This is a genomic window from Stutzerimonas sp. R40042 (assembly GCF_026642215.1).
Lineage (GTDB): Bacteria > Pseudomonadota > Gammaproteobacteria > Pseudomonadales > Pseudomonadaceae > Stutzerimonas > Stutzerimonas frequens.
The window spans coordinates 4,038,968-4,057,104 of record NZ_CP113258.1 but is presented as its reverse complement, the minus strand read 5'-3'; the positions used below and the strand labels follow the sequence as shown (position 1 = coordinate 4,057,104).

At 55.5% G+C, this 18,137-nt stretch carries 17 protein-coding genes; 7 read left to right on the top strand and 10 right to left on the bottom strand.

The window, feature by feature from the left end; genetic code table 11:
* Positions 1-242 precede the first annotated feature (242 nt).
* From OUY36_RS19135 to OUY36_RS19105, 7 genes are all read left to right on the top strand, one after another.
* The gene (locus tag OUY36_RS19135) at positions 243-452 is read left to right on the top strand and encodes a co-regulatory protein PtrA N-terminal domain-containing protein (RefSeq protein ID WP_015275566.1); all 210 of its coding nucleotides are present in this window, start codon (positions 243-245) and stop codon (positions 450-452) included.
* A gap of 317 nt (positions 453-769) precedes the next feature.
* Positions 770-2,611, top strand: a complete 1,842-nt coding sequence (locus OUY36_RS19130) for a copper resistance system multicopper oxidase (protein WP_003292636.1) — start codon at positions 770-772, stop codon at positions 2,609-2,611.
* A 12-nt stretch (positions 2,612-2,623) separates the two neighbouring features.
* Positions 2,624-2,926, top strand: a complete 303-nt coding sequence (locus OUY36_RS19125; protein WP_003292637.1) for a hypothetical protein — start codon at positions 2,624-2,626, stop codon at positions 2,924-2,926.
* Positions 2,916-3,914 carry a copper resistance protein B gene (locus OUY36_RS19120; RefSeq protein WP_015275567.1) on the top strand — a complete coding sequence of 333 codons (999 nt, stop codon included), beginning with the start codon at positions 2,916-2,918 and terminating at the stop codon, positions 3,912-3,914. Before OUY36_RS19125 ends, OUY36_RS19120 begins: the two co-directional genes overlap by 11 nt.
* Positions 3,915-3,923: 9 nt before the next feature.
* Positions 3,924-4,733 (top strand): c-type cytochrome, encoded by an 810-nt coding sequence (locus OUY36_RS19115; RefSeq protein WP_003292639.1) that lies wholly within the window; start codon positions 3,924-3,926, stop codon positions 4,731-4,733.
* A gap of 478 nt (positions 4,734-5,211) precedes the next feature.
* Positions 5,212-5,541, top strand: coding sequence for a four-helix bundle copper-binding protein (locus tag OUY36_RS19110; protein WP_015275568.1), 330 nt, complete (start codon positions 5,212-5,214; stop codon positions 5,539-5,541).
* Between the two features lie 414 nt (positions 5,542-5,955).
* Complete coding sequence (locus OUY36_RS19105; RefSeq protein ID WP_231600321.1) at positions 5,956-6,645, top strand: SDR family NAD(P)-dependent oxidoreductase; 690 nt, start codon at positions 5,956-5,958, stop codon at positions 6,643-6,645.
* Here OUY36_RS19105 and OUY36_RS19100 read toward each other — a convergent pair.
* The 10 genes from OUY36_RS19100 to OUY36_RS19055 all read right to left on the bottom strand — a co-directional run bounded on the left by OUY36_RS19100 (position 6,620) and on the right by OUY36_RS19055 (position 18,076).
* Positions 6,620-7,075, bottom strand: coding sequence for a DUF305 domain-containing protein (locus OUY36_RS19100; protein ID WP_003292642.1), 456 nt, complete (start codon positions 7,073-7,075; stop codon positions 6,620-6,622). The genes OUY36_RS19105 and OUY36_RS19100 overlap by 26 nt on opposite strands.
* Before the next feature lie 544 nt (positions 7,076-7,619).
* Positions 7,620-9,287: a hypothetical protein gene (locus tag OUY36_RS19095; RefSeq protein ID WP_015275569.1), complete on the bottom strand. Its 1,668-nt coding sequence runs from the start codon at positions 9,285-9,287 to the stop codon at positions 7,620-7,622.
* A gap of 105 nt (positions 9,288-9,392) precedes the next feature.
* The gene (locus tag OUY36_RS19090) at positions 9,393-10,766 is read right to left on the bottom strand and encodes a heavy metal sensor histidine kinase (RefSeq protein WP_003292645.1); all 1,374 of its coding nucleotides are present in this window, start codon (positions 10,764-10,766) and stop codon (positions 9,393-9,395) included.
* A 90-nt stretch (positions 10,767-10,856) separates the two neighbouring features.
* Positions 10,857-11,087: a hypothetical protein gene (locus OUY36_RS19085; RefSeq protein ID WP_003292646.1), complete on the bottom strand. Its 231-nt coding sequence runs from the start codon at positions 11,085-11,087 to the stop codon at positions 10,857-10,859.
* A 23-nt stretch (positions 11,088-11,110) separates the two neighbouring features.
* Entirely contained in the window at positions 11,111-11,368 is a 258-nt protein-coding gene (locus OUY36_RS19080; RefSeq protein ID WP_003292647.1) for a DUF2933 domain-containing protein, read from the bottom strand.
* Positions 11,369-11,400: 32 nt separating this feature from the next.
* Entirely contained in the window at positions 11,401-11,718 is a 318-nt protein-coding gene (locus OUY36_RS19075; protein ID WP_003292648.1) for a co-regulatory protein PtrA N-terminal domain-containing protein, read from the bottom strand.
* Between the two features lie 142 nt (positions 11,719-11,860).
* Positions 11,861-12,217: a copper-binding protein gene (locus OUY36_RS19070; RefSeq protein WP_003292649.1), complete on the bottom strand. Its 357-nt coding sequence runs from the start codon at positions 12,215-12,217 to the stop codon at positions 11,861-11,863.
* Positions 12,214-15,378, bottom strand: coding sequence for an efflux RND transporter permease subunit (locus tag OUY36_RS19065; RefSeq protein WP_003292650.1), 3,165 nt, complete (start codon positions 15,376-15,378; stop codon positions 12,214-12,216). The genes OUY36_RS19070 and OUY36_RS19065 overlap by 4 nt, the downstream gene beginning before the upstream one ends.
* Positions 15,375-16,826, bottom strand: coding sequence for an efflux RND transporter periplasmic adaptor subunit (locus OUY36_RS19060; protein WP_003292651.1), 1,452 nt, complete (start codon positions 16,824-16,826; stop codon positions 15,375-15,377). The genes OUY36_RS19065 and OUY36_RS19060 overlap by 4 nt, the downstream gene beginning before the upstream one ends.
* Positions 16,823-18,076 carry a TolC family protein gene (locus OUY36_RS19055; protein ID WP_003292652.1) on the bottom strand — a complete coding sequence of 418 codons (1,254 nt, stop codon included), beginning with the start codon at positions 18,074-18,076 and terminating at the stop codon, positions 16,823-16,825. The genes OUY36_RS19060 and OUY36_RS19055 overlap by 4 nt, the downstream gene beginning before the upstream one ends.
* Between the last annotated feature and the right edge of the window lie 61 nt (positions 18,077-18,137).

Here is an 18,137-nt window from a genome sequence, read left to right as displayed (position 1 = left end):
TAGATGGCGCCCTTTTTTTGCCCGCTGGAAACAAGACCTATTTGCCTGAACGAAAAGGCACCATGCACGCTACCTGCGCTTTCGCTTGGGCTCACTGCTTTTATGCATTACTGACGAAACCGTAATGTCTAAATCAGGCTTCTGACAGGAACGCTCGGTTAGCTTAGACACAGGACCAAGCCAAAGCCCCTATTTATGGAGCTGCGCTGGGTCTCCCATGTCTTCGAACGAGGTAACAAGTAATGAAATTCTTCAGATCCGTTTCTGTACTGCTCGCCATCGCAGCAAGCTCTTCCTATGCAATGGCAGAAGGTGGTGGTGATCGTACCTTTGCTCGTATGGAGCAGGCTCGCCAAATAGCGATCGCTAGTTATCAGGCTGACCAGAAGGACCAAGCCCAGGAGGTAGCCTCAAAAGCAACTTCAGCGAAGCACGCCCACGCTAATTGCTGAAGCGAAACCTTACGCAACTGTGACCATGCACCTTGAGTATCGTTGCAACCGGATCCTTGCACGGAAATCAAAAGCCATTGCGCAGCTTCCACCTGGAGATTGACATGCTCACAGGCGATTTTTTGGGCGATTTCTGAAGCGCTTTAAGCTTACAAAAATGTAATCCCGCGTCTTTCTTAGGCATGCCATATTTACGATTAAAGGCGAGTCGCTTGATAAGACAGACCGTGCGCGAGTTTCTAAGATCAATTAACGCTGGCAACACCAACCTTACGGCTGGTTTCGGCTTGGCTCCTTAGTTTGATTGGAACCTACACATGCAACGTAAAACCTCTAGGCGAACCTTTGTTAAAGGCTTGACTGCCGCAGGCATCCTTGGCGGTCTTGGCTTGTGGCGAGCTCCGGTCTGGGCAGTGACTAGCCCAGGCCAGCCCAGCGTACTAAGTGGCACGGAGTTCGATCTGCTGATTGGGGAGACGCCGGTCAATATCACCGGCGCGGCCCGGACAGCGATGACTATCAATGGGACCATCCCAGGGCCGCTTCTACGTTGGCGTGAAGGGGATACCGTCACGCTGCGAGTCAGAAATAAGTTGAGCGAAGATACATCGATTCACTGGCACGGCATGATCCTGCCGGCCAACATGGATGGCGTGCCTGGATTGAGCTTCCACGGCATCGCTCCCGATGGCATGTATGTCTACAAGTTTCAGGTTAAACAGAACGGTACCTATTGGTACCACAGTCATTCAGGCCTACAAGAGCAGCTTGGTGTCTATGGTCCCTTGGTCATCGATGCGAAGGATCCCGAACCGTTCAGCTATGACCGCGACTATGTGGTGATGTTGACTGATTGGTCCGATGAGGATCCCGCTCGAATCCTTTCTAAGCTCAAGAAGCAGTCCGATTATTACAACTTCCACAAGCGCACTGTCGGAGACTTCATTAACGATGTGAGCGAAGACGGCTGGGCCGCTACGATTGCGAATCGGAAAATGTGGGCTCAGATGAAAATGAGTCCCACCGACCTCGCCGACGTAAGCGGCTACACCTATACCTATCTAATGAACGGCCAAGCACCCGACGGGAACTGGACCGGCATCTTTAAGCCCGGCGAGAAGCTTCGTCTGCGGTTCATCAACGGCTCGGCCATGAGCTATTTCGATGTCCGCATTCCAGGGCTGAAGATGACTGTAGTCGCAGCCGATGGCCAATACGTCAACCCAGTTAGCGTCGACGAATTCCGCATTGCCGTGGCAGAAACCTACGATGTGATTGTCGAGCCTGCGACCGAGGAGGCTTACACGATCTTCGCCCAATCGATGGATCGCACAGGATACGCCCGTGGCACGCTAGCGGTTGCCGAAGGGCTGAGCGCTCCTGTTCCAGAAACCGATCCTCGACCACTAATCACCATGGACGACATGGGGATGGATCACGGCAGCATGGGCGGTATGGCGGGCATGGACCATGGCGGCGACATGGGCGCGATGGACCATAGCAACATGTCCGGCATGAACCACGGTGACATGCAAGGGATGGGCGACATGGGCGCAATGGCCGGCATGGATCACAGCAAAATGGGTGGGATGTCCGGGATGGACCACTCTGGAATGGCTGGGATGAGCGCAGGTATGCAATCGCACCCGCCCTCAGAGTCCAATAACCCACTGGTGGACATGCAGACCATGAGCCCAACTCATAGGCTGAACGATCCCGGTATTGGCTTACGAGACAACGGCCGCCGAGTCCTGACCTATAGCGACTTGAGAAGCACTTTCCCCGATCCGGACGGCCGTGAGCCCAGTCGGACGATCGAACTCCATCTCACCGGCCACATGGAGAAGTTCTCCTGGTCATTTGACGGTATAGAGTTCTCTGATTCGGAGCCCCTGCGGCTCAAATATGGCGAGCGGGTACGCATCACTTTGGTCAACGACACCATGATGACCCATCCGATTCATCTGCATGGTATGTGGAGCGATCTTGAAGATGAGAATGGAAAGTTCATGGTTCGCAAGCACACGATCGACATGCCTCCAGGTTCGAAGCGCAGCTACCGCGTGACAGCCGATGCGCTCGGGCGTTGGGCTTATCACTGTCACCTACTGCTTCACATGGAAATGGGCATGTTTCGTGAAGTCCGAGTGGACGAGTAAGAGGAACTTTATATGGGAAATTTTACGAAGCGTAAAACTCTTATCGGCAGCGCGTTAATGTTCAGTCTGCTGGGCGTAATGAATATGTCAGCTGCGTTTGCAGAGCAAAAGCATGATCAGCACAAGCAATCATCGGCTTCATCGCAGAATCCAGGCAACAAGCCGGCATCTCAGACACAAGGCACCTCTAACTCAAAAATGAACCACGACGACATGGATCATGGCTCGATGGACCATGGAGAAATGGAGCACGGCAAGATGGATCATGACCCCAAGGCCACTGATACTGAGGTGGATTCGCACCATGACCACTAGACCTTCTCGCTTTGCTCTGATTGCGCTCGGAGTTTCGTTGAGCGCAGCGGCTGGAGGGACAGCCAACGCTGCCGAGATGATGGATCATTCGATGCATCAAACCCCTCCTGCTGAGGCAGCTCAAGCCCCTGCATCTTCAGCGAAGCCCGCAGCTAAGAATCATGGCTCCGGTGGGCAAACGGACCATTCTGCGATGGGTCATGGTGCGATGGACCATAGCACGATGAACCATGGCCAAATGAAGCATGACGATACGCTCGAAATGCCCGGCATGGTTCATCCCTCGTTCATTCCAGTATTGACCGATGCGGATAGAGAAGCGGCTTTCCCTGGTCTTCAAGGTCATACAGTCCATGACAAGTATCTGGCCTGGTTCCTTCTGCTAGATCAACTTGAGTACCAGAACGCAAATGAAGGTAGCACCCTCAGTTGGGAAGCTACTGCCTGGGTTGGTGGCGATATCAATCGGTTCTGGTTTCGCTCGGAAGGTGAGCGAACGAATGGCGTTACTGAAGATGCGGAAATTCAGGCGCTCTACGGGCGTGCCATCAGCCCCTGGTGGGATGTGGTAGCAGGTGTTCGCCAGGACTTTAAGCCCGAGTCGCCGCAGACGTGGGCGGCTTTAGGCGTCCAGGGGATGGCTCTGTATAACTTTGAGGCGGAAGCCACCGCCTTCGTCGGTGAAGGTGGGCAGACAGCAGCACGTTTTGAAGGCGAGTACGACATTCTCCTCACTAACCGGCTGATCCTCCAACCGACTGCCGAGCTCAATTTCTATGGCAAGGACGATCCTGCGCGCGGAGTAGGCGCTGGTCTCGCAAACACAGAGGTGGGGCTCCGCCTCCGATACGAAATCGTTCGTGAGTTCGCACCGTACATCGGCGTCACGTGGAGCCGGGCATACGGTAATACCGCCGATATGGCGAGAGATGAAGGCGAAGACGTAGATGAGGCGCGGTTCGTTGCTGGCATCAGGCTTTGGTTTTAAGGACCCTAGATGAAAAGAATAATTATTAGCTTCGCTGCCTTCTGCGCACTAGGCCTGTTGGTGGTGGCCGGTGTTGTTTTCTCGGGACTAATAAACGTTGCCGCGGATGATCCTCATACGGGAGTCGTGCACGCATTCCTGGAAACTGCTCGCAATCGCTCGATTGAGGTTCGCTCCGAAGACATAGTCGTGCCATCTCTCGACGATGAAGACCAAATCCGCGCCGGGGCGGGGAACTACGACTCGATGTGTGTGGGTTGTCATTTGGCGCCAGGCATGGCTGAGACCGAGCTAAGCAATGGCCTTTATCCCGCTCCACCCAGCCTGGCTGAAGCGGGGCCATACGATGACCCAGCAAAAACATTTTGGGTCATCAAGCATGGCATTAAGGCCACTGGGATGCCCGCGTGGGGTAAAAGCATGGCTGACCCGTACATCTGGGGAATGGTGGCTTTTCTGCAGAAGCTTCCTGAGTTAGATGAAGGAGCGTATCGAGCACTCGTTGCGTCTAGCGGTGGTCACCAGCATGGTGGTGGGGAGACCCCAGCTGGGCATAGTGAGCAACACGGCGAGATGGCCTCGGGCGACCACCATCAGGGCGACAGTGGCGGCTCGGATCACCATGGCTCCAGCAGCACAGGTGGAGCATCCGGCCAATCAGGCTCCGGTCATCATGGTAATAACGAAAGCGATGACCATCATGCGTCCGAGGAGCCCCAGGCGGTTGAGCACAGCAATGGCAGTGACAGTGCCGATGCGGAAGGCAAATCCCCTTCAAAAAACCATGTGCACGCAGACGGGAAGCAACACGAGCACTAACATCCGGTATATGTGTGCCTATGCGGTTCTGATCGAGGCTCTAAGAAAGGCGGTTCAGCAAGCAGAGGATCGGCCCTAGGCCATCCTAGTCGACGCAACGGTACCGGAGGGCTTTGCAATTGCTTCCTTCCTAAAAGTTAGGCCGCAAGGCCAGTAACTTACCTAGTTAAGCGGCTTGCGCTCCGGCCGTTCCCCAACGAATGCTTCCAGTCGTGGCGACAGGGAGCTCCCTCATTTTCAACTCAATCATCTCGAACAGACTAGCGAAGCCGTACAGGCAATCTGACGGCCACATCGCCACCAACTGCGCCCGCAGATCCCCGGTGCGGTTGGACTTACCTTACAACATTGTAATGAGGTTTTTCGAAACGGGCTCGGTAGGAGCGTGTCGTAATTCAGTGTCTGCTAACAGGCTGATGAGCCATATCGGCCAGTAACCAAACGACGAAATACAACTATCGAACCCTGGAGAACGTAAATGACAAACTCAATGTTCGCATCCTGTATCCAAGCTTGTTCGAACTGTGCCCTAGTGTGCGAAATGTGCGCCTCTGCTTGCCTACGCGAGGATGATGTAAAAATGATGGCTCGCTGCATCGAGCTTGACCGCGACTGCGCGGACATTTGCAGGTTGGCTGCCACACTGATGAGCCGCGAAAGTGAATATGCTAAGAAGTTCTGCGCCCTTTGCGCCAAGATCTGCCGTGCATGCGGAGAGGAATGCGCGAAGCATGAAATGGATCATTGCCAAGAGTGTGCGAAGGCGTGCATGAACTGCGCTGAGGAATGTGAGCGTATGGCAGGATAACATCCGTAACTCACTGCTCTGGCACTACTAAATTGGGAGTGTCAGAGCCCCTCGAAGAATAAGAAAAGCCATGGTGCGCTTAATGTTCGCGCCTCCATGACATATCGAAAAAGTGCGTACGATACCCGCAACTGCCAAGAGCGAATCAATCCCTGTCCAGCAGCATTTCATTCCAAAGCGAAATACGATAGTTACGCGCTAGCAACTCTTACTTAGCCACCGATGATCGCCACCGTAACGGTCTATTCTCTTGCCACTGTCTCCCGATTGAGCGCTGAAAACTAATTGAGTGAATTAGCATGAAAGCTCCTGGCAAAAAGGCGGTCCAACAACAACCAAGCGGGCCATGCGACCTTATTTTGCTGGGAGAAAACGAAAATGGTTTTGCGAATATTCCCATCGCAGCGATTGGCTTTGCTGCTAGTACTGCTCGCCGTTCTGCAACTCAGTGGCTGCGCCGTTTCCCCGCGCCTGAAACCAAGCGACCAGCCAAGCGTTGCTCGCAAAACCTTTGTCATCACTGGTGCCTCCAGTGGCTTCGGCCGCGGCGTGGCGCTCAAGCTTGCCGCTCTGCAAGGCGACGTGGTGCTAGCGGCCCGCCGGACCGACGTGCTCGAAGAACTGGCCGCGCAGATACGCATGGCTGGAGGATCGGCACTGGTGGTGACCACCGACGTGAGCAACCCGAACGAGATGCAGGACTTGGCACGAGCCGCCATCGAGCGTTTCGGCAGGATCGACGTTTGGATTAACAACGCTGCGGTCGGAGCGCTGGGTCGTTTCGAGGACGTTCCCGTCGAGGACCATGCGCGGATCGTGGATGTCAATCTTAAGGGCATGATCTATGGCAGCCACGCAGCCATGCGCCAGTTCAGAGCTCAAGGCTTCGGCACGCTTGTCAACGTGGGCTCAGTCGAGAGCGAGATACCGCTGGCTTATCATGCCTCCTCCGCAGCGACCAAAGGTGGCGTCATAAATCTCGGCGCGGCAATCGCTGAGGAGATTCGCCTGAGCGGTAGCGAGACCATCAATGTCGCCACCGTCATGCCCTGGGCTGTGGACACACCGTTTCTGGGAATCAATTTGCCCTTTCTAGTTCATTGATCAGGGACTTCATTTCTGCGATTTCTCGGCGCTGAGCGTCGATGATTTCGTCAGCTAACTTGCGGACGCGAGGATCTGAAATCTGAGCTCGTTCACTTGTTAGGATTGCTATGGAATGGTGGGGGATCATGGCCTTCATGTAGTCCGTGTCGTCTACCGTCGCTTGCCCACGTACAAGCCATAGTGCAATGGTAAAAGCTACTGCACTTCCTGCCAATATCGCTAGGTTTACTGACTTACGCTTATACATGTTGAGCATGAATGCGAGCATGACTACTGCCATTACCGCGCCCATCACTAATGCCATCCAAGCGCGAGTCTCGCTCCAAAAAACATGCTCGAACGAGTAAGTATTTAAGTACATCACGCCATACATAATGATCGTAGACGTGGCTACCATCGCTGCAAAGCGCCAGTAAGACATTTGCATAGTTAGACCTCTTTAATGATTGCTGCTGGATCGGCGACTCAACGTGTTCGCGCAGCCCTGCTTAGAAGTGGCTTTCGAATGCTCTCCTAAAAACGGACAAGCCGAAGATGATGAGGTTTCGATTTTTTGAGAAGCTTACAAAAATGTAATCATCGACCGCTTTAAGACCGGCTTAAAGCGCTGCCAGCGCTGTACTACGCGTAATGTTCCCCTGAACTAATCAATCGCTAATAGCTTATAAGCAGACAATACCAACGTCGCGCTATGGACCACTGCGCGAAAGAGCGGGCCCACTAAGATGGCCTTCAAGCCTTGAGACCCGACTACTCGGCTTAGCAAGCCCAAAGAGTTATCGTGAGCAATAGAGCACTCGGAGAGAACAATTCAGCACCCAGCATATGCCACGTTCTTGTCGAGTGTGACCGCAGGGTTAGTATTCGCACATTAGATGTGTGGCGGCTAAGACGGCTGGGTGTAGCTGGCTCCAAAACTGAGCGGCGAGGTTATTCTGTCCCAAGCCGCGCCTTTCGTGGCGCGCGGGACCTCACTCACTTTGAAACAACAGACCTTCGATTCGATCATGTTCTTCCGGTGTTGGCAGGGCAGATGAGTCAACATTGCCAATACTATTTGGCTGACCATTTTCTGGTGGGCCAACTTCAGGGTGGTAGGCGCCATCTGCGTCGAAAGCAACCCAGCCGTACAATTCTCGGATGACTTCGGAAGGATGGCCATCTTCCATTGCCACATACCAGTCCGCCAATCGGAAACGCTTACCGGCAAGCTTAGAAGTAGCCATTTCGGCTCGAACCAGCGCCAGATATAGCGGGTGCGGCAGTTCCTCTACGGCGCCGGTTTCGTCGAGCAAGAACATGAACGAGGCGTGCGACCGTTGCTCTGTAGAACCGGCTCGCTCCTCTTCCTCGCCTAAGGTAAAAACGGGAGCAAAACCGCCCCCCTCTGTTCTGAAGTTGGTCGTCTGGCCTTGGTAGACCCTGGCAGCGTTCCACTGCACCTCGCCAGCATAAGCGTAAGCGCGCAGATCAAACTTCATCGATCGTACCTGAGGGTCGGCGACGATTCTACGCTCGCCAGGAGCTACAAGGGACTGGGCCACGTAGTTTCCGCCAACGATTTCTTCCCAAACGCGCTTGGTGAGCTTGTCTCCTCGGTATGCACCGCGACTACCATACCCGCTGACAGGCTTGAAAAAGAGGCTACGGCGGTTTTGCCACAGGTGCTCTGCATTACCATGCCCGACAGGAACGGTAAGCGGGACGTATTGGGCCAATACGGTTCGGATTTGCTGATCAACGCCAATCTCTTCCAAAAAACGTGCGTTGGTTAGGTCAACCAACCTGCGTTTGTCGGCGTAAAGGGCATAGGCCTGAGGGTGTGGCGTTACCGTCACGACATCAGCCAAATAAGCGCTGCGCAGCGCGCTGCAATTGTCGCCTTCCAGATAGAAATCGGTGAGTCGGTTGTAGACGAGATCCACAGGCTTTCCGTCGACCAAGAGGGACTCGTTGTGAAAGGCCAGATCGGCTGGGTCTGCGATTAGGCAGTCGATTCCTGCTGACTCGAATAACCGCTGAAAAAGAAGGAACTCCGGATACAGGTATTGGGCTTGTGGGCTTTCATCCAAGATCACCACGCGCGTGAGCGGACGTGGCTCGCCGCTCGTAGACCATTCCTGGGCGAACATATCCAGAATCGAACGCTCGAAGCCGCCGGGTCCTTCCTGACCTGGCGAAAGCCCGACTACGCCGCTGCAACAACTACGCTGCGCGCGGGCGAGCAATACGTTTAGCATCGCTCCGCCCGCATTTGTGTTTATTTCGATGAGCCCAAGCTTGTCATCATCCAGATGGAAGTCGTAGCCAAAGAAGACGCCGCGCGCGCCCCGAGGATCGTGTCGGGCAATAGGAGGTGCAGAATCCAGAGCATGCTCACGCCAACCGGGCGAGCTCACGGTCTGCTCGATGGCCTGAATAACCTCATTAACCTGGCGCAGCCGCAAGGATGAAACAAAGACCGGTCGTGCTGCAAACACATGAGGGCAACGTGACTTCAATAGCTCCGACAGCTCTGAATTCCCAAGCTGTTCGGTCAATGAGTTTACGAGCGCAGCTTGATCTAGGCTTACGCAGAAGCACGCTTCGTTGAGCGCTGCGGCTGTCGTACCGCATTTTCTCGATGAGGACGCTTGCACGGGAACCTCCAGAACCAAACATACAGCTTCGAAAGTCTCGGCCTCTTTCGGTTCAGCCTGGCGTTTCTATGAGCGTAGGTCAGGGTCGTTGCTGGCACTCTGCCATTAACTAGACATAAGCTTTGGAAGCGTCATTGTGAAAGTCGTATGCCCCTCAGCTGATTCGCAAGCGATGCGCCCTTTGTGCGCTTCGACTATCGAACGAGTGATAGCCATGCCGAGGCCCGCATTCATGGTGGTTCCTTCGCGCCTTGCGGTGTCGACCCTATAGAATCGATCAAACACTCGGGCCTGAAGCTCGGCTGGAATCGTTGTGCCTCGGTTGGATATGGCTGTGCAAACCGAGCCACCGCTCTCGCTTATTTCAACGCTGATGGTGCTGCCTTCCTCTGCATATCGAACTGCGTTAGAGACTATGTTTGAGACGGCCCGTCTCAGCATCGATTTATCGCCATGTACCGATCCATCGCCTGAAAGCGCGATTTCTACCTTTTTGTCCTCGGCTGCAAGCTCGTAATATTCGATAACGCTCGCGGTAATCTCAGCCATGCTGGCATCTTCGGCATTGGGCGTAATCTTCCCGTTGTCCGCCTTGGCGAGGAATAGCATGTCATCGACCATCTTTGACATGCGCCTAAGTTCTTCGAGGGCGGAATACAAAATGTCTTTGTAGTCGGTATTCTCGCGGTCGCGCAAGAGCGCGACCTCCATTTGGGTAAGCATGCTGTTCAGCGGCGTTCTTAGCTCATGCGCGATATCCGCTGAGAAACCTGACAATCTGAGAAAAGAGTCGTCCAAGCGCGAAAGCATTTCGTTGAAGTTGTCTACGAGTTCATGCAGCTCGCCTGGCACCGACTCGGTTGGAATTCTGGTATCTAAGCAGTGGGCGGTTACTGTAGAAGAAGTCTTGGACAGTTCGTCTATTGGTTTTAAGCCTTTCCTGATCAGAACAACACCTAACGCGCCACTCAGAAGTGCACTAACGACAAGCGTATAAGCAAACCACTGCTGAATCATATCGAAGAAGTGGATTCGGTGCGTTACATCCAAAGCCAAATAGATAACAGTGTCCTGCCCTTCTACCCACCGATTTACTTTTCTGGTAATTCCGCTGTACTGGTGGCCACCGAAACTTACCGTCCAGCGTTCCTCTTGGATGTCTGTGACAAGAGGTAGCAAGCTCTCAGACAGATTGTGATGGGAGTAAACCGTCTTACCGTCTACTACAACCGCAGTCGCGAAGCCAAAGGAGTGCTCAATAACGGCATCGATCCTTGAAGCGGTCTCAGGCCCGAATGCTGAGCTGTTGAGTAGCGTACGCTCTACTGCAGCGGCCTTTTCATTAAGCACTTGTGCATCTTTGCGTTCGAAATGGAGCTGACAAAAATAATTAAAGCTGATTGCGGCCGCCAGCAGCACAACCGTAACCACGAGCATGAAAGCTATCGCCATTCTGCTCGTCAGTGACACTTTTCCCATCAGTACGGTCCTGGTTAGGCCATCAAGCACAAAAAAGCAGGTGGGGCACCCCCCACCTGCTTCGATCATTGTTACTCACACCCTCATATCCTATGCTGCGTCTGGATTTTCGCCATTTTGCGAGTGGTCGGCTTTGGCGGCCCCCATCATCTCACGACACTCTTTCATCATTCCACGCATGTCACCCATCATTTCCATATGCTTGTCGCCGCTCATCATGCCGGTTTCTGAATGGCTTTGGTCCGCTTTATCTGCCGCTGCGAAACTCAGTCCGCTCGCCAAGGTGATTGCGATTGCTGTAACGGTGATGGCCTTTCGCATGTTAAATCTCTAAGTTCAGTGGGTTATTCGCTTTTGCTTAACAAGGTGTTTTCGCCAACGTTGGGCTCCTTGGGCTTGTCGCACTTACCGCTAGACATATGCTTCATGCATACGACCATCATCAACAAGCAGGGCAAGAGAAAGAGCAGGCTTGGCAGCGTTGTTGCCAACGCCGCAGTGCTTTGGTTCAGTAGCATGTAGCCAACCACAGCTGCGGTTAACCCCGTTACGACCGGATTGCGCTGCAGTACGCTTTTAATCTTGGATATTATGCTGCTCATCTAACTATCCCTCGGATATTAAGCTTGGCAGATTAGCCATTGTTCACGCCAACTGGGGTGCTCAGGAACTCTACCGTATGGATCTTCCCGTCGGGGGTCTTGACCTTCATCTCATACGTCTGGACTTGGGCACTAGTTCTATAGTTTTGAATCATTCGAGTCGTGCCGGTCGCCCCTGCAGGTGCGATGCTCAGCACTTGACCCTCTTTGACAAGCTCCTTAAGGGTGGGCTTTGCTCCTGCCGAGTCATTTAAGCGATTCAGCGTACGTTCGCTTCCGCCTTCGGCCATTGCAAGCGAGGAAGCAACGGTCAGAATAAAAGGAACGATTACTTTGGTTATGCGGTTCATGGTTTGCACCTCTTGGTTAGTTGATGCCTGTAGATTAAAGGCTTGCTACTTACAAGAAGCTGTTGCCAAGGTTACAAAGCGGTAATCGCTTCATTCTCGTGTTGGTACGACCGCCGCGCCTGCGGCGGTCGCTTTCTGCTCTTTACTGCTTTTCGATGCGCGTAATGGTGGAATCCATACCTTTCGAGGAGAACTCGAATTCGACCTGGTCCCCTTCTTTCAGCGTTTGGAGCTGATCAGGCTTTGCTTTGAAGCCCATCGTCATCGACGGCCAGCCCAACGCTTCGACCGGGCCGTGGGCAATGGTGACGGTTCCGCTCTCGGTGTTTACTTTCTTGACCGTACCTGTGGCTGTAGCGGTCTGTCCCGCCGACTTCTGGTCCATTGGCATGTTCATGCCTTTGTGATCCATCGGCATGCCGTCCATTGGCTCCTTGTCGGCGGCATAGGCGACTGGCACCAGGAAGAATGAGGCAAGGGTGATGTGCTTAATGTTCATGGATGTTCTCCAGTGGGGTTGGTTGCTTGCTGGGTGGTAACTCGCAATTGCCGGCGGCGCATCAGCAGGTAAGCTGCCGGCAGAACGAACAGGGAGAGCAAAGGGGCGGTGATCATCCCGCCCACCATGGGCGCGGCGATGCGGCTCATGATTTCGCTGCCGGTTCCGCTACCCCAGAGGATGGGCAGCAGACCGGCGATAATCACTGCTACGGTCATGGCCTTGGGGCGCACCCGCTGCACAGCGCCTTCGCGGATTGCGTCGAGCAGTACGCCTTCGCCATGGGCTCCAGCGTTAACCCGATCTGTCCATGCGTTCTTCAAATACAGCAGCATAATGACGCCGAACTCAGCAGAAACGCCTGCCAGTGCGATGAAACCGATTCCTGTCGCTACGGATAGGTTGTACCCGAGCAAATAGAGGAACCAGACGCCACCGGTTAGGGCGAATGGCAGCGTGGCCATGATCAGCAACGCCTCCCCAAAGCGCCCAAACGTGAGGTAGAGCAAGACAAAAATGATGAGCAAGGTAGCCGGCACGACGAGCTTCAGCTTCGCGTTAGCTCGCTCCATGAATTCGAATTGGCCGGAATAGCTGATGCTCATGCCGGATTCGAGCTGGACCCCTTTGCTGATCTTTTCCCTCAGATCGCCCACCACAGCCGCCATGTCGCGGCCACGAACATCGACGTAAACCCAGCCCGACAGCCTTGCGTTTTCGCTTTTAAGCATGGGCGGTCCGTCTGTCACCTGTACTTTGGCCACGGTCCCCAACGTGATCTGGCTGCCTTGCGGCGTGTAGATCGGTAGGTTGCGCAGATCGGATATCGAGTCGCGCCACTCGCGGCCATAGCGGAGGTTGATCGGATACCTGGCGAGCCCTTCCACGGTTTCACCAATGGTTTGACCACCGATGGCACCGGCCACGATCGATTGCACGTCCGCGATATTCAGGCCGTAGCGTGCGGCGGCGACACGATCGATATCCACATCGATATACCTGCCGCCGGTCAGTCTCTCAGCAAGTGCCGAACTGACCCCAGGCACCGTTTTGGCGATTTTTTCCACTGCCTGGGTGGCTTTGTCGATCTGTGCCAAGTCAGTGCCATACACTTTCACCCCGATCGGGCTCTTGATACCCGTCGCCAGCATATCGATACGGTTTCGAATCGGCGGGATCCACAGATTGGCTAATCCAGGTACCTGTACGGTGCGATCCAACTCCTCAACCAGCTTGTCAGGCGTCATCCCAGGGCGCCATTGATCCTTCGGCTTGAACTGAATGGTCGTCTCGAACATTTCCAGCGGGGCGGGATCTGTAGCGGTGTCGGCTCGACCAGCCTTACCGAACACGTGTGCAACTTCTGGAACCGTTTTTATGAGCCGGTCCGTCTGCTGCAGTAGCTCAGAAGCCTTCTGAGCGGAGAGGCCTGGAAGCGCAGTGGGCATATAAAGGAGGTCACCTTCATCCAGCGGGGGCAAGAACTCCCCACCAAGGCGAGAGGCCGGCCACAAGCCTGTCAGGAAGACCAGAACAGCCACCAGCAGAGTCATCTTGGGCCAGCGCAGTACCGCGTCCAGGGCCGGCTTGTAGATCCAGATGAGGCCACGGTTGAGTGGATTACGGTGTTCGTCAGGGATTTTGCCCCTGATCCAATACCCCATGAGCACCGGAACCAGCGTGACAGACAGGCCCGCGGCGGCTGCCATTGCATAGGTTTTGGTGAACGCCAGTGGACCGAACAGCCGGCCTTCCTGCGCCTCCAGGGTGAACACTGGTATGAACGACAGCGTGATGATCAGCAGGCTGAAGAACAGTGCCGGCCCCACTTCAACAGCCGCGTCAGTAATGACCTTCCAGTGCTCCTGGCCCTTCAAGGTGGAGTCAGGATGCCGCTTGTGCCAGGCCTCAATGTGCTTGTGGGCGTTTTCGATCATGACGATTGCTGCATCGACCATCGCTCCGATGGCGATCGCGATGCCACCCAACGACATGATGTTGGCGTTGATGCCTTGCCGCTGCATGATCACAAAAGCAATCAGGATGCCGATCGGCAACGACACGATGGCGACCAACGACGAGCGCAGATGCCACAGAAAAATCGCGCAAACCAACGCAACGACAATGAACTCCTCGATGAGCTTGTGCGTGAGGTTTTCAACGGCACTGTCGATCAGCTTGCTACGGTCGTACGTCGTGACGATTTCGACGCCTTGGGGCAGGCTCGCTTTCAGCTCATCCAGTTTGGTCTGAACGGCAGCGATGGTTTCCCGAGCGTTCTTGCCGCTCCGCAGGATCACCACGCCGCCGACTACCTCACCTTCACCGTCAAGCTCGCTGATGCCCCGGCGCATTTCCGGGCCGAGCTGGATATGCGCAACGTCCCCTAGCGTCACAGGCACGCCGCCGTCGAGACGCAAAGGAATGGCTCGAAAGTCTTTGAGTGTCTTGAGATACCCGGTCGCACGGACCATGAACTCGGTTTCTGCGAGTTCCAGAACACTCCCGCCGGTTTCACGGTTGGCTTCATCGATCGCCTTTGCAATCTGCTGCTGCGTCACGCCCCTGCTTGCCATGCGCACGGGATCCAGTACGACCTGATACTGCTTGACCATCCCGCCTATGGGCGCGACTTCCGCCACGTTGGGCAGTGTCTTGAGCTCATAGCGCAGGAACCAATCTTGCAAAGAGCGCAGCTGCGAGAGGTCATGTTTGCCCGTTCGGTCTACCAAAGCATATTGGTAGATCCAGCCGACACCTGTGGCGTCAGGGCCCAAAGCGGGTTTGGCGGCGGCGGGAAGCCGACTCTGCACCTGACTCAGGTACTCCAGCACCCGAGAACGGGCCCAATAGAGGTCGGTGCCGTCCTCAAACAGGACGTACACGTAGCTATCCCCGAAGAAGGAGTAGCCGCGGACCGTCTTTGCGCCGGGGACAGACAGCATGGTCGTCGTCAGTGGGTAGGTGACCTGATTCTCAACGATCCGGGGCGCCTGCCCGGGGTATGGCGTGCGGATGATGACCTGAACGTCGGAAAGGTCTGGCAATGCATCAACAGCGGTGTTTTTGACCGACCAGACACCCCAAGCCACCGCGAACACAGTAGCCAGCAGGATCAGAAAGCGGTTGGCCACTGACCAGCGAATTATGGCTGCGATCATCGCTGGCCCCCCAGCTTCTCGATGTGCTCAATGACCAGGCCCTCTTCGCTTTCACGCGCGCCGACACGGACGTGATCGCCGGTCTGCAACTTTGTTAGGAGCGATTGATCTGCAACCGGAAAGGACATTGTCATCCCAGGCATGTTCAGCGTCTTGAACGGCCCATGCGACAGGCCAACCATGCCATCTTCCAGGCTGACGATCGTACCTTCAGCCTCGTGCAGCGCAGGTTCTGTAGAAGTTGCAGGCTCCTCCAAACCCTGAGCGGTCAGCCCGCGTAGGCTCGCCTCTGAATCCAGGAGAAACTGACCGGACGCCACGACCTTCTGACCGGCTTCCAGCCCTTCAAGCACCTCTGTCTGGTCATCGAATTCCCGGCCTGTGCGAACCTCAATCGGGCGGTAACGGCCTTGATCCTCGGCCAGCATCACCAATGCGCGCCGACCGGTGCGAATGACCGCCTCGGACGGGATGACCAAGACATCTTCGACGTTGCGACTCAACGTCACCTCGGCCGTCATGCCGGGACGAAGCCGTTGTTGCGGATTAGGCAGTTCAACCCGGACGCGCACAGTACGGCTATCCAAGTTGGCTTGTGGTAGTACGGCCTGGATCGTCCCTTCCAGAACTTCACCTGCAAAGGTCGGGAGGCGCGCGTTGACCAGCTGCCCAGGCGCCACATTTGCAACCTGCGCCTCAGGCACCGCAACCTCTAACCATACCTTTTCCAGCCCATTAACACGTGCCAGAGACGCACCAGTGGATACGGTCATGCCCTCGCGAACGTCGAGGCTGTTCAGCACGCCGCCTATTGGACTCCTCACTGTCCAAACAGGGCGCGCTTTACCAGTTCGTTCTAGCTGCACTATGACTTCTGGCGGCATGCCAGCAAGGCGCAACCGCTGGCGAGCCGCTGCGAGCAGCTGGGGTTCGCCAATCCCTTTGAGCGCCAGGTACTCTTCCTGTGCGGCAACCCATTCGGGAACCAGCAGATCGGCTAACGGCGCGCCTTTTTCGATGACATCCTCCGGTGCTCGGTCGTAAACGCGCTCGACAAAGCCACCGGCACGCGCCTGCACAACCGCCACGTCTCGCTCGTCGAACATCAATGCGCCTGTCGCTTCGAGCGACTGGCTGATCGATTCACGCGTTACGGTTGCAAAGCGCACGCCGAGATTCTGCGTCACGCTCGGGTCGATACTGATCGATGCCCCGTCGCTTCCCTCATCTGCATAGCGTGGAATCAATTCCATATCCATGAATGGCGACTTGCCCGGCTTATCGAACTTTTGCTGGGGGACCATAGGGTCATACCAATAGAGCACTTCCTTGTCTTCTTCTGCAGGCGATTGTCCGAAGGCTGCGGTAGGCAGACCGATTAGCGCTGCAGCGCTAATCATCAGAGGCAGACTGAAGGCGAGTACCAGCCGCTTGTGTTGGAATGTCATGGTCGGGTATCTCCAAAGGCGAAATGCAGGCGGGCATTGCTCAACGATCGATCGCGGGCGACGTCAATACGCCGTAGCCGGGTCTCCACAAGCTGTCGTCGCGCTTCGATCACAGCGGTCAGCTCACCGCTTCCGGAGCGGTAATCGGCCATGGCAAGGCGGACCTTCTCTTCAGCGAGGGGTAGTAAGGTTTTGTCGAGGCGGATGAGTGCGCGGTCCAGACGCTGATACTCAGCGAGGTCAGTACTCAGCTCTTGGTTGTACAGGCGCAAGGTCGCTTGGCGCTGAGCCTCGATCTGGGCAAGGCGAGCTCGTTCGGCCGCGATCTTCGGATCCTGCCGAGAGCTGGTAAACAGCGGCAGGTCGAAGCTGACGCTGAGGTTCACCATGTCGCCGTACTCACGGCCACGTCGCAGGTAGTCGATCCCCCAACTCCAATCCGGTGTTTTCTCTGCGATGGCCTGGTGAACCTTTGCCTCCGCTTCACGAGTCATCGGGTCGAAGGCGAGTAACGCCGGGTGCCGGTTCAGGTTGTGCTGATAGTTATCAACGGCGGCAAGCCATTGCGGCCAGTCACCTGTAAGCGGCTGGCCTGCTAGCTCGCCTATCCAGCGCCGGAGGCCGGCCCGCGCAACAGCCTGGTTACGCAGCAGCTCATCCTCTTGTTCAGCCAGCAATGCTGCCTCTTGCCTCGGAAGTACGCTGTCTGCGGTTTGTCCGCTGCCGCCAGCAATGCGGGCCTGAACAGCCCGCGAAAGGAGCTGATTCTCGCTGTAAAGCTGCTTGAAAAGGCTTAGCTTCTGCTCGACCGCGAAGCTAGCGATCCATGCCTCGGCGGTTGCTTGGCGCACACCGAGACGTTCAACCGTTTGCTGGGCGTTTGCGAGCGCAACACTAGCCTGCGCGGCCTCGACACGAGCGCGCCTTTTCGCTCGGTTTGGCACATCTTGCATGACCCCAACCATTTGCATGGTCATGGCCTCTTGCTCCAACTGCCAGCGAGCGTCACCTTCGATGGGCACGCTTTGCAGTCCAAGCTTAAGTTTAGGGTCAGGAAGCTCGCCGGCAGGGATTGCAGCGCTGCGTGCGGCCACCAGGTTGGCGGCTTGCGCATGCAGCGAAGGCGCGTCTTGCTCGGCCACGCTCAGAGCTTGTTCTAAGGTCAAAGCGGACGCTAACCCTGGAAACGAGAGCGCGCCCATGATCAAGGCGGCCACGTACGGCGGCGCCCAATAAATACGGGGTTTCATTTGCGAAGGATTCCTGATCTTTCATGCGAGCCAAAGGCGCGCAGTAGCCGGCCCGAATGCT

Excerpts from the sequence above, each read along its gene's own strand:
- OUY36_RS19080 (WP_003292647.1), bottom strand. The coding sequence starts at position 11,368 with ATGAGCAGCATAATATCCAAGATTAAAAGCGTACTGCAGCGCAATCCG.
- OUY36_RS19060 (WP_003292651.1), bottom strand. The coding sequence starts at position 16,826 with ATGACATTCCAACACAAGCGGCTGGTACTCGCCTTCAGTCTGCCTCTG.
- OUY36_RS19130 (WP_003292636.1), top strand. The coding sequence starts at position 770 with ATGCAACGTAAAACCTCTAGGCGAACCTTTGTTAAAGGCTTGACTGCC.
- OUY36_RS19085 (WP_003292646.1), bottom strand. The coding sequence starts at position 11,087 with ATGCGAAAGGCCATCACCGTTACAGCAATCGCAATCACCTTGGCGAGC.
- OUY36_RS19090 (WP_003292645.1), bottom strand. The coding sequence starts at position 10,766 with ATGGGAAAAGTGTCACTGACGAGCAGAATGGCGATAGCTTTCATGCTC.
- OUY36_RS19125 (WP_003292637.1), top strand. The coding sequence starts at position 2,624 with ATGGGAAATTTTACGAAGCGTAAAACTCTTATCGGCAGCGCGTTAATG.
- OUY36_RS19100 (WP_003292642.1), bottom strand. The coding sequence starts at position 7,075 with ATGCAAATGTCTTACTGGCGCTTTGCAGCGATGGTAGCCACGTCTACG.
- OUY36_RS19055 (WP_003292652.1), bottom strand. The coding sequence starts at position 18,076 with ATGAAACCCCGTATTTATTGGGCGCCGCCGTACGTGGCCGCCTTGATC.
- OUY36_RS19135 (WP_015275566.1), top strand. The coding sequence starts at position 243 with ATGAAATTCTTCAGATCCGTTTCTGTACTGCTCGCCATCGCAGCAAGC.
- OUY36_RS19110 (WP_015275568.1), top strand. The coding sequence starts at position 5,212 with ATGACAAACTCAATGTTCGCATCCTGTATCCAAGCTTGTTCGAACTGT.
- OUY36_RS19075 (WP_003292648.1), bottom strand. The coding sequence starts at position 11,718 with ATGAACCGCATAACCAAAGTAATCGTTCCTTTTATTCTGACCGTTGCT.
- OUY36_RS19065 (WP_003292650.1), bottom strand. The coding sequence starts at position 15,378 with ATGATCGCAGCCATAATTCGCTGGTCAGTGGCCAACCGCTTTCTGATC.
- OUY36_RS19115 (WP_003292639.1), top strand. The coding sequence starts at position 3,924 with ATGAAAAGAATAATTATTAGCTTCGCTGCCTTCTGCGCACTAGGCCTG.
- OUY36_RS19120 (WP_015275567.1), top strand. The coding sequence starts at position 2,916 with ATGACCACTAGACCTTCTCGCTTTGCTCTGATTGCGCTCGGAGTTTCG.
- OUY36_RS19070 (WP_003292649.1), bottom strand. The coding sequence starts at position 12,217 with ATGAACATTAAGCACATCACCCTTGCCTCATTCTTCCTGGTGCCAGTC.